General features: G+C 69.6%; 10 protein-coding genes. 7 read left to right on the top strand and 3 right to left on the bottom strand.

Annotated features, from left to right (window positions below; translation table 11 throughout):
- Positions 1-801, top strand: an 801-nt coding sequence (locus K206_RS0118255; protein WP_020203837.1) for a thioredoxin family protein, incomplete at its 5' end; no start/stop codon positions are given.
- Positions 802-840: 39 nt separating this feature from the next.
- Here K206_RS0118255 and K206_RS0118250 read toward each other — a convergent pair.
- The 3 genes from K206_RS0118250 to yihA all read right to left on the bottom strand — a co-directional run bounded on the left by K206_RS0118250 (position 841) and on the right by yihA (position 4,201).
- Positions 841-2,130 (bottom strand): magnesium transporter CorA family protein, encoded by a 1,290-nt coding sequence (locus K206_RS0118250; RefSeq protein WP_020203836.1) that lies wholly within the window; start codon positions 2,128-2,130, stop codon positions 841-843.
- Positions 2,131-2,140: 10 nt separating this feature from the next.
- Entirely contained in the window at positions 2,141-3,133 is a 993-nt protein-coding gene (hemB, locus tag K206_RS0118245) for a porphobilinogen synthase (protein WP_029043789.1), read from the bottom strand.
- Between the two features lie 339 nt (positions 3,134-3,472).
- Entirely contained in the window at positions 3,473-4,201 is a 729-nt protein-coding gene (gene yihA / locus K206_RS38600) for a ribosome biogenesis GTP-binding protein YihA/YsxC (protein WP_020203834.1), read from the bottom strand.
- Positions 4,202-4,799: 598 nt separating this feature from the next.
- On the opposite strand from yihA, the gene K206_RS0118235 reads away from it, so the two are divergent.
- The 6 genes from K206_RS0118235 to K206_RS38595 form a co-directional block, all read left to right on the top strand.
- Positions 4,800-5,459, top strand: coding sequence for a cytochrome c (locus tag K206_RS0118235; RefSeq protein ID WP_029043788.1), 660 nt, complete (start codon positions 4,800-4,802; stop codon positions 5,457-5,459).
- Between the two features lie 196 nt (positions 5,460-5,655).
- Positions 5,656-8,013, top strand: a complete 2,358-nt coding sequence (locus tag K206_RS0118230) for a cytochrome c biogenesis protein ResB (protein WP_020203832.1) — start codon at positions 5,656-5,658, stop codon at positions 8,011-8,013.
- A gap of 67 nt (positions 8,014-8,080) precedes the next feature.
- Positions 8,081-9,262 carry a c-type cytochrome biogenesis protein CcsB gene (gene ccsB, locus K206_RS0118225; protein WP_029043787.1) on the top strand — a complete coding sequence of 394 codons (1,182 nt, stop codon included), beginning with the start codon at positions 8,081-8,083 and terminating at the stop codon, positions 9,260-9,262.
- 151 nt (positions 9,263-9,413) lie between these two features.
- Positions 9,414-9,851, top strand: a complete 438-nt coding sequence (locus K206_RS0118220; RefSeq protein ID WP_020203830.1) for a hypothetical protein — start codon at positions 9,414-9,416, stop codon at positions 9,849-9,851.
- A gap of 24 nt (positions 9,852-9,875) precedes the next feature.
- The gene (locus tag K206_RS0118215) at positions 9,876-10,448 is read left to right on the top strand and encodes an RNA polymerase sigma factor (RefSeq protein WP_020203829.1); all 573 of its coding nucleotides are present in this window, start codon (positions 9,876-9,878) and stop codon (positions 10,446-10,448) included.
- Positions 10,445-10,662 (top strand): hypothetical protein (locus tag K206_RS38595; RefSeq protein ID WP_043366866.1); only part of this gene is annotated, 218 nt, incomplete at its 3' end. The genes K206_RS0118215 and K206_RS38595, both read left to right, overlap by 4 nt.

Genomic DNA, 10,662 nt, shown 5'->3' with positions numbered 1-10,662 from the left:
GGCGGCGGCGCGCTGTTCGCGATGGCGCTCGGCATGGGCGTGCCGCTGGTGCTGGTGGGCGTGGGCGCGGGCAACCTGCTGCCGCGCGCCGGCCGCTGGATGGAGATGACCAAGCGCTTCTTCGGTTTCCTGCTGCTGGGCGTGGCGCTGTGGATGGTCAGCCCGGTGCTGCCGGCCTGGGCCCTGATGACGGGCTGGGCCGCGCTGCTGCTGGTGGGCGCGGTGTTCCTGAGCGCCTTCGACGCGCTCGGCCCGGATCCGCATGGGCTGGCCCGCGTGGGCAAGGGCCTCGGCCTGCTGGCCGCGCTGGCCGCCGCCATCCTGCTGCTGGGGCTGGCCTCGGGCGGCCGCGATCCGCTGCAGCCGCTGGCGCACCTGGCGGCGCTGCGGGCGGTTCCGGAGGCTGCCGCCGGCCGGCTGCCCGAGGTGCGCTTCGAGCGCGTGCGCTCGCTGGCCGAACTCGACGCGCGCGTCGCGCGGGCCGCCGCCGCCGGCCAGCCGGTGCTGCTGGATTTCTACGCGGACTGGTGCGTGAGCTGCAAGGAGATGGAGCGCTTCACGTTCAGCGACGAGCGCGTGCGCGCGCGCCTGTCCGGCGTGGTGATGCTGCAGGCCGACGTCACCCGCAACAATGCCGACGACCGCGCGCTGCTCAAGCGCTTCGGCCTGTTCGGTCCGCCCGGCATCATCCTGTACGGCGCCGACGGGCGCGAGCGGCCGGTGCGCGTGATCGGCTACCAGCCGGCCGCGCGCTTCCTCGACAGCCTGTCGCGCGCGTTCGGCGCCAACGCCAGCGCCTGAGCCGGCGCGGATCCGGATCCGGTACGGGCCGGGAGCGGTTCAGTTCTGCTCCAGCCGCCGCCCCAGCGCCCACACCACGCCCAGCACCACCACCACCGCGCCCATCAGCCCCAGCGACCACCAGAAGCCCTGCGGCTCGCGCAGCCACGGCATGCGCTCGAAGTTCATGCCGAAGATGCCGGTGATCAGGGTCAGCGGCATGAACAGCGCGGTGATCAGCGTCAGCGTGCGCATGGTGCGGTTGGTGCGGTGCGCCACCGCCGAGAAATGGATCTGCACCGCGGATTCGATCGAATCCTCGAGCCGGCGCGCGTGCGCGAGCACGCGCGAGATGTGCTCCATCACGTCGTTGATGCGCACCAGCAGCGCATCGTCGCGGCCGGCCGGGCCGGACTGTCCTTCGCTTTCGATGCTGTAGCTGTTGTCGAGCAGGCTGTCGCGGAATTCCTGCAGCGCGTCGTGCTGCTCCTCGCACAGGTGCTCGAGCCGGCGCAGCTCGATGCGCGCGTCGAGCAGCCCTTCCCAGCTGGAAAAACTGCGGCGCGTGCTGAGCAGCGCGCGCTGCCAGCGGTCGAGCTGGCGCGTGAGCGGCGCGCGCAGCTCCAGGTAGCGGTCCACCATCGCGTTGAGCAGCCGCAGCATCAGGTCCTCGGGGCGCGTCGGCGGGCGGATGCCGTGCACCAGCGCGGCCTGCCCGTTGGCGCGCGCCTTGCCGGCCGGCTGCGGGCGCGGCTCGCGGCATAGCTCGAGCAGCCGCTGGCGCACCTGGTCGAGCGTGCGCGACTGCGCCGGCCGCACCGTCAGCAGCACGTTGTCGAACACGAAGCAGGTGACCGGCTGGGTGTCGATGCGCGCGAGTGCTGGCAGGAAGCCCGGCGGGTAGCGGCGCGGCTTGGCCGCGGCCGGCCGGGCGGCCGTGGTGGCGGGCGTTGTTGCCGCATTGGCCGCCGGCACCACCGGCGGCGTCGGAGCATTCGGCGCGGCCGGTGCCGCCGCGTTCGCCGGCGCCGGCTCGCCGCCGGCCTCGGCGATCAGCCGGCTGGTCTCGAAGGTGAGCTTGCGGAAGACCACCATGTCGTAGGCATGGGTCGTGTCGAAATACGACGGATGCGACGGGTTGGTGGCGTCGAGCAGATGCAGGTCCAGCACCGGCGCGCCGGTCAGCACCTGCACGCTGTCGCGCCACGCGGCCGGCGCCGCGCCGACTTCCTCGATCGGCGTGTCGACCCACACGAAGCGCGCGGCCGCATTGCCGGCGAGGAAGTCGCGCGCCTCGTCGAGCGAGGCGAGCTGGTGGACCTGGCTGGCGGAGAAGCCTAGCAGTTGCATCCGTGCCGGTTCAGCGCGTGAGCAGGCGGGCCGCGTCGCGCGCGAAGTAGGTCAGGATGCCGTCGGCGCCGGCGCGGCGGAAGGCCAGCAGCGACTCCATCATGACCTTGTCGTGGTCCAGCCAGCCGTTCTGCGCGGCGGCCTTGAGCATCGCGTACTCGCCGCTGACCTGGTAGACGTAGGTCGGGAAGCGGAATTCGTCCTTCACGCGGCGCACGATGTCCAGGTACGGCATGCCGGGCTTGACCATCACCATGTCGGCGCCTTCCATGATGTCCTGCGCCACTTCGCGCAGGGCCTCGTCGGTGTTGGCCGGGTCCATCTGGTAGGTCATCTTGTTGCCCTTGCCCAGGTTGGCCGCCGAGCCCACCGCGTCGCGGAAGGGGCCGTAGAACGCCGACGCGTACTTGGCCGAGTAGGCCATGATGCGGGTGTGGATGTGGGCGTCGTTCTCGAGCGCGGCGCGTACCGCGCCGATGCGGCCGTCCATCATGTCGGACGGCGCCACGATGTCCACGCCGGCCTCGGCCTGCGTGAGCGCCTGCCTGACCAGGATCTCGACGGTGATGTCGTTGATCACGTAGCCGTTGTCGTCGAGCACGCCGTCCTGGCCGTGGCTGGTGTACGGGTCCAGCGCCACGTCGGTGAGCACGCCCAGTTCGGGGAAGCGGTCCTTGAGCGCGCGCACGGCGCGCGGGATCAGGCCTTCGGCATTGGTGGCCTCGATGCCGTCCGGCGTCTTGAGCGACGGGTCGATCACCGGGAACAGCGCGATCACCGGAATGCCCAGCTTCACGCAATCCTCCGCCACCGGCAGCAGCAGGTCCACCGAGACGCGCTCCACGCCCGGCATGGACGCCACGCTCTGGCGCTGGTTGTGGCCGTCGAGGATGAACACCGGGTAGATCAGGTTGTCCGGCGACAGGCGGTTTTCGCGCATCAGCCGGCGCGAGAAATCATCGCGGCGCATGCGGCGCGGACGGTACTCGGGGAAAGTGGACATGGCTTGAGGTGAGGGAGTCGGGAGAAAAAATCGGGACCGGTCGGCAGGAGATGGGCGGAGATGGCGCAGAGGCTGGACATGGCCGCCGTCGGCCGCGATGTGGCGCGCGCGTGATCGGGCAGGCTGCCGGGCAAGAAAAACTAAACTTTTGATCGTGCCCGCTATCATACTCGCGGACACCCTGTGTTGCGCTTGCGCGATGCAGCGTCCCCCGCTACTCCTCCCTGAGCGGGTACCCGCCCTCAACCGGCGGGAAAGTTCGCCCCCGTTGCTTGCAACGGGGTTTTTTTTGCGCAGCGCCGGGTACGCCGCGGCGGGTATTCTGCGGCTATTCCGTGGCTATTCCGCGGCCGGGTCCGGCGCGCCTTCGGCCGGCGCCGGTTCGGTTCCCGGCCCGGTCTCCGGCTCCGTTCCCGGCGCCGCCGCCGGCTGCGCCTCGGGCAGCCCCATCCAGCCGGCCACCACGCGCTGCGCTTCCTCGATGCCGCGCCGCTTGAGGCTGGAGAACAACTGCGCCGTCAGCGCCACCGGCGTGTCGAGCTGCCCGGCGTAGCCGGCCAGGATCTTGCGCGTCTCGCGCAGGGCCAGGGCGTTCTCGCTGTTGGTCAGCTTGTCGGCCTTGGTCAGCAGCACGTGGATGGGCCGGCCGGTCGGCAGGAACCACTCCACCATCTGGCAATCGAGGTCGGTAAACGGGCGGCGCGCGTCCATCATCAGCACCAGGCCGGCGAGCTGCGTGCGGGTCTGCACGTAGTCGCTGAGCAACCCCTGCCAGTGGAACTTGGCCGAGCCCGAGACCTGCGCGTAGCCGTAGCCGGGCAGGTCGACCAGGAAGGCCAGCGGGTCCGGCGCCTTGACCGGCGCCACCGCGAAATAGTTGATGTGCTGGGTGCGGCCCGGCGTGCGCGAGGAGAAGGCCAGCCGCTTCTGGTTGCACAGCACGTTGATGGCGGTCGATTTGCCGGCGTTGGAGCGGCCGGCGAAGGCCACTTCCGGCACCGCCGTGGCGGGCAGGTCGCGCAGGTGGTTGACGGTGACGAAGAAGCGGGCCTGGTGTAGGAGGGACATGCGCGTGGGCAATGAGGCGGGGCGGCGGCGGCGCGCGCGAGAGATTGGCGCTGCCGGCGCGGTCGCGCCGAAGTGAGTAAGGCGGGCGGCACTTGGGCCACCGGGTTGGCCGGGGGTGGCGTCGGGCCGCGTCGCAGCGCGCACATCCTCTATCCGGCACACGATTTATTGTACAATAACGCGGTTAACGGCCTCCCGATTGCGTGACGCGTGACATCCTTGGCACGCTTCATTGCGCATGAGGGAAGCCTTGCGTGTCCGTTCCATCGTGGTAGCGCGGCCTGCGGTTCCGGCCTCGTTGCGGCGGCGCCAAGAACCCGGTGCCGGCACAGCGGGGCAAATCGGCACCGGAAGTCCGCTACCTGGATATTCGCACGGTCTGCCGCATCCGCACGATTCGTTTCGATGCCATTTCGATTCCGTTCTGCGTGGGCGCGGCGCCATCCGGGTTGCGTCTGGGCGTTGTCGGTTCAGGCGGCCGGGTGGCCGTCGTGATGAATTTCCGATGTCAAAGTCCCGGCCCTGCGCGTCCTCACCGCAGGCAAGAGGCTGAGCGGCGTGCTCCGTGGAATTCAAAACAATCAGAGAAGGTGTGCGAATGAACCGCATTGCGAAACTTCTGGCTGTCATGGCGCTGGGCCTGCCTGCAACCGCCATGACGGGTCTGGCATCTGCAGCCGAGCAGCCCGCCGCGAAGGCCGATCCGGCCAAGGGCGAGACGCTGTACACGCAAGGTGCGCCCGATCGCAATGTGCCCGCCTGCCTGAGCTGCCACGGCGACGGCGGCAACAGCGGCGCCGCCGTCAATCCCAAGCTGGCCGCCCAGCATCCCGAATACGTCCACAAGCAGCTCGACGACTTCAAGGCCAAGACCCGCAGCAACGCCATCATGTCGCCGTACGCGGCGGCGCTGTCCGAGCAGGAAATGAAGGACGTCGGCGCCTACCTGGCCAAGCAGTCGCTGAAGCCGGCCACCGCCAAGAACAAGGACACCATCGAGGCCGGCCAGAAGATCTACCGCGGCGGCATCGCGGCCAAGGGCGTGCCGGCCTGCGCGGCCTGCCACGGCCCCACCGGCGCCGGCATTCCCGCGCAGTACCCGCGCATCGGCGGCCAGTGGTCCGAGTACACCGAGGCACAGCTGGTCGCATTCCGCCAGGGCACCCGCAAGAACAACACCGTGATGACCACGATCGCCGCCAAGATGTCGGACGCCGAGATCAAGGCCGTCGCCGACTACGTCGCCGGTGTGCGTTGAGGGGTAGAGGCGGAAACCCTGGCGTCGTTGCGCGGCGTGCCGCGCCTGATGTACTGTCGCCAGGCTTCTGCCTGAAACCACCTCCCAAAGTCGTTCCGCGCCGGCGCAACCAAGCAGCCCGGCGGCAATCGAAGAGGGTGGCCTGCGCGAGCATGCCCACCCTCTTTTTATTTGATGGCCCCGGGCCACACCGCACATGTCGACCGCTTCCACGTCAGGACTGCACCTGAAGACCTCCCACCGCCTGCTGCGCGACACGGTGGAGCTGCTGTCCTCGATGCGTTTCGCCATCACGTTGCTGACCGTGATCGCCATCGCCAGCGTGATCGGCACGGTCCTCAAGCAGAACGAGCCGTACCCCAACTACGTCAACCAGTTCGGGCCGTTCTGGGCCGACCTGTTCCACACGCTGTCGCTGCAGAAGGTCTACGGCTCCTGGTGGTTCCTGCTGATCCTGGCTTTCCTGGTGGTCTCCACCTCGCTGTGCCTGACGCGCAACGCGCCCCGCATGATCACCGACATGCGCTCGTGGAAGGACCACGTGCGCGAGCGCAGCCTGCGCGCCTTCCACCACCGCGCCGAGTTCGACGCCGGCCGGCCGCGCGCCGACGCGGTGGCGCGCCTCGCCGCGCTGCTGTCCAACCGCGGCTACCGCGTCAAGGCGGTGCCGCACGAGGGCGCCACGCTGCTGGCGGCCAAGGCCGGCTCGGCCAACAAGCTCGGCTACATCCTCGCGCACACCGCCATCGTGGTGATCTGCATCGGCGGCCTGCTCGACGGCGACATGCTGATCCGCGCGCAGATGTGGTTCGGCGGCAAGACGCCGATCAGCGGCAACGCCGTGATCACCGACATTCCGCCGCAGCACCGCCTGTCGGCGGGCAATCCGGGCTTCCGCGGCAACGCCTTCGTGCCGGAAGGCGCGACCGTGTCCACCGCCATCCTCAACATCGCCGACGGCGCGCTGGTGCAGGACCTGCCGTTTACCATCACGCTCAAGAAGTTCACCGTCGAGCACTACTCGACCGGCATGCCCAAGCTGTTCGCCTCCGACGTGATCATCACCGACCGCGCCACCGGCCGCCGCACCGAGGCCACCGTCAAGGTCAACGAGCCGCTGGTGGTGGACGGCGTGGCGATCTACCAGTCGAGCTTCGAGGACGGCGGCTCCCGGCTGAAATTCGTCGGCTACCCGATGCAGGGCGGCAGCGGCAAGACCTTCGCCTTCGCCGGCACGGTGGGCGCCAACACGCCGCTGGCCGGCACCGGCAGCGCCGCCGACGCCGAGGGCCTGACGGTGGAGTTCAGCGATTTCCGCCCGATGAACATCGAGAACGTCACCGACGCCTCCGGCAAGCCCGACGCGCGCGGCGTGGCGCACAAGTCGTTCAACGAGAAGCTCGAGTCGCACCTCGGCTCGGCGGTCAACCCGGACCGCGCCAAGGAACTGCGCAACGTGGGCCCGTCGGTGCAGTACAAGCTGCGCGACCGCAACGGCCAGGCGCGCGAATTCAACAACTACATGGTGCCGGTGCAGCTCGACGGCCAGACCGTGTTCCTGGCCGGCATGCGCGATTCGCCCAGCGAGCCATTCCGCTACCTGCGCATTCCCGCCGACGAGCAGAACAGCGTGGCGGACTGGATGCGCCTGCGCGCCGCGCTGCAGGACCGCGCGCTGCGCGGCGAGGCGGCGCGCCGCTTCGCGCTGGTGTCGATGCCCGGCGCCGAGCGCGAGATCCTGCGCGGCCAGCTTGCCGAAAGCGCGCTGCGCGCGCTCGACCTGTTCGCCGGCGCCACGCGCAGCAGCCCGCAGGCGCCGCCGGGCGGTTTCACCGCGATCGCCGCGTTCCTCGAGAAATCGGTGCCGCAGGCCGAGCAGCAGAAGGCGGCCGACGTCCTGCTGAAGATCCTCAACGGCTCGATGTGGGAACTGTGGCAACTGGCGCGCGCGCGCGACAACCTGCCGGTGGTGCCGAATAGTGCCCAGAGCGGCGCTTTCATCCAGCAGGCCGTCAACGCGCTGTCCGACAGTTTTTTCTACACGGCGCCGGTTTTCCTGCAACTGGACGACTTCACCGAGGTCAAGGCCAGCGTGTTCCAGATGACTCGTGCGCCTGGAAAGAACATCGTGTATCTTGGCTGTCTGCTGCTGGTGCTGGGCGTGTTTTCCATGTTCTACATCCGCGAGCGCCGCGTCTGGCTGTGGGTCAAGGACCCGGCGGGCGATGGCGCCGATGGCGCCGATAGCACCGATGGTGGCGGGAATGTGCAGGGCGCCGCCAGCCACGTGCTGATGGCCATGTCCACGCAGCGCCGCACGCTGGACTTCGAGAAGGAGTTTGCCGCGCTGCGCGACGATGTCGGCCGCGCCGCCGGCATCGTCGCGCAGCGCGGCACGGACGGCGAAAGCAGCAACAGCGACAACAACAGCAGCAACGGCAACAAGCGCGACACAAGCGAAGAGAACAATAAGAGCGACGACAACGGTACGAGCGATGCAGGCAGCGCGGGCGGCACCACCGATGCCTCCCCGGGCACGCCGGCCGCGCATTGAACGAGGCCGCCCCCGCAATCAAGCAGGAACCACTATGTCTTCGAATGTGAATCAGGCCAGGACGGCCATGCCGGCGAGCACGGCCGCCCGCGCCAGCGCCGGCATCCCCGCCGGCGACCAGGCTTACCTGGAGCCGTCGTTTCTGCGCCGCCTGGGCTGGACCGACTGGCTGTTCGCGCTGCTGCTGGCGCTGGGCGCGGGCTTCGCGCTCGCGCGCTACGGCGAGTGGATGAACGTCTACGACAAGGGCGTGCTGATCGCCGCGGTGCCGACCTTCGCGCTGCTGGGCTGGCACTGGAAGCCGCTGCGGCTGCTGATGGTGGCGCTGGCGGTGCTGGCGCTGTTTGCCATCCAGCTCTACCACGGCCAGCTGGCGCGCGCCGAGCAGGCCTTCTTCCTCAAGTATTTCCTGTCGAGCCAGTCGGCCATCCTGTGGATGAGCGCGCTGGTGTTCCTGTCCACGCTGTTCTACTGGGGCGGCCTGCTGGCGCGCGCCGAGACCGGCATGCAGATCGGCGGCAAGATGGTGTGGGCGGCGGTGGTGCTGGGCTTCACCGGCATGCTGGTGCGCTGGTACGAGTCGTACCTGATCGGCGCCGACATCGGCCACATTCCCATCTCCAACCTGTACGAAGTGTTCGTGCTGTTCACGCTGATCACCTCGCTGTTCTACCTGTACTACGAAAGCCACTACGGCACGCGCGCGCTCGGGCCGTTCGTGATGCTGGTGGTGTCGGCCGCGGTCGGCTTCCTGCTCTGGTACACGGTCAGCCGCGACGCCAGCGAGATCCAGCCGCTGGTGCCCGCGCTGCAAAGCTGGTGGATGAAGATCCACGTGCCGGCCAATTTCATCGGCTACGGCACCTTCGCGCTGGCCGCGATGGTGTCGTCGGCCTACCTGCTCAAGCAGCGCGGCATTCTGGCCGACCGCCTGCCCTCGCTCGAGGTGCTCGACGATGTGATGTACAAGGCGATCGCGGTCGGTTTCGCCTTCTTCACCATCGCCACCATCCTTGGCGCGCTGTGGGCGGCCGAGGCCTGGGGCGGCTACTGGAGCTGGGACCCGAAGGAAACCTGGGCGCTGATCGTCTGGCTCAATTACGCGGCGTGGCTGCACATGCGCCTGATGAAGGGCCTGCGCGGCACCGTGGCGGCCTGGTGGGCGCTGGTCGGGCTGCTCGTGACCACCTTCGCCTTCCTCGGCGTGAACATGTTCCTGTCCGGCCTGCACAGCTACGGCGAACTCTGACGCCGGGGGCCGCCGCCGCGGCGCCACCAGGAAGGCCCGCCGTCCGACCGGCGGGTTTTTTTTCGCCCGCATGGAATAAACACGTCACATCCGGTGTTTACTGGAGGGACGGCGCCGGCTGGCGGCGCCGACCCGCATGGAGACACCCATCATGGTCCGTTCCCGCCTTTTTGCAGTACCTGCCCTGACTTCGCTGTCGCGTCCCGCCGCGCTCGCCTTCGCCTGCTCCGCCGTGCTGCTGTCCGCCTGCTCGGGCATGGGTGGCATTGGCGGGGCCGGCAACATGCCGCCCACGGTGAAGGTCGCCAACGGCGCGCTGACCGATCCGCAAGGCCTGACGCTCTACACCTTCGACCGCGACAGCGGCGACAAGAGCGCGTGCAACGGCGGCTGCGCCACCAACTGGCCGCCGCTGCTGGCGTCGCCGGGCACCAGCGCGATGGGCAGCTACACCATCATCACGCGCGACGACGGCGCCAAGCAGTGGGCCTACCGCGGCAAGCCGCTGTACCGCTTCGCCAAGGACGCCAAGCCGGGCGACCGCGCCGGCGACAACATCAACAACGTCTGGCACGTCGCCACGCCCTGAGCGCGGCGCGCGCAGCCCGGGGCCGTGGACGGCTTCGACCGCCAGCTGGTGGCGCTGGCGCCGCGCCTGCGGCGCCATGCGCGTGGCCTGACCGGCGATGCGGCATCGGCCGACGACCTGGTGCAGGACACGCTCGAGCGCGCCCTGCGCTACCGCTGGCGCTTCCGCCTGCGCGCGGGTGCCTGGTGGGGTGACGGCGCCGACGGGCTGCTGTCCTGGCTGCTGACCATGATGCACAGGCTGCGCATCAATGCCTACCGGCGAGCCGACCTCGTGACCTTTGCCGACACCCTGCCCGACGTACCCAGCGCTGCGCCCGGCCCGGCCCTCCGGCTCGACCTGGCGCGCGCGCTGGCCCAGTTGCCCGAGGCCCAGCGCGCGGTGCTGCTGCTGGTCGGCCTGGAGCAGTTCACCTATGCCGAGGCGGCGCAGGTGCTGGGCGTGCCGGCCGGCACCGTGATGTCGCGGCTGGCGCGCGCGCGCGAGCACATGCGCGAACTGATGGACGGCGCCGCGCCGGCCGCCGGCATCGCCGCAGGCAGTGGCACCGGCACCGGCGCCGGGGCAGGCGGCCCCGGACTGCAGCGAGTCAAATGATGCCGCCGATCAGCGAATCCGATCTCCATGCCTACGCCGACGGCCGGCTCGATCCGTCCCGCCGCGCCGAGGTGGAGGCGTTCCTGGCGGCCCACCCGGAGGCTGCCGGGCGCGTCGGCGCCTGGCGCCGCCAGGCGCAAGAACTGCACGCCGCGCTCGACGGCGTGCTCAACGAGGCGGTGCCGCTGCGCGCGCTGCCGCCGCGCCTGCAAGG

It is taken from the genome of Cupriavidus sp. WS (genome assembly GCF_000395345.1).
Taxonomy (GTDB): domain Bacteria; phylum Pseudomonadota; class Gammaproteobacteria; order Burkholderiales; family Burkholderiaceae; genus Cupriavidus; species Cupriavidus basilensis_B.
The sequence above is the reverse complement of the archived record's forward strand: the minus strand, read 5'-3'. Positions and strand labels throughout refer to the sequence as shown.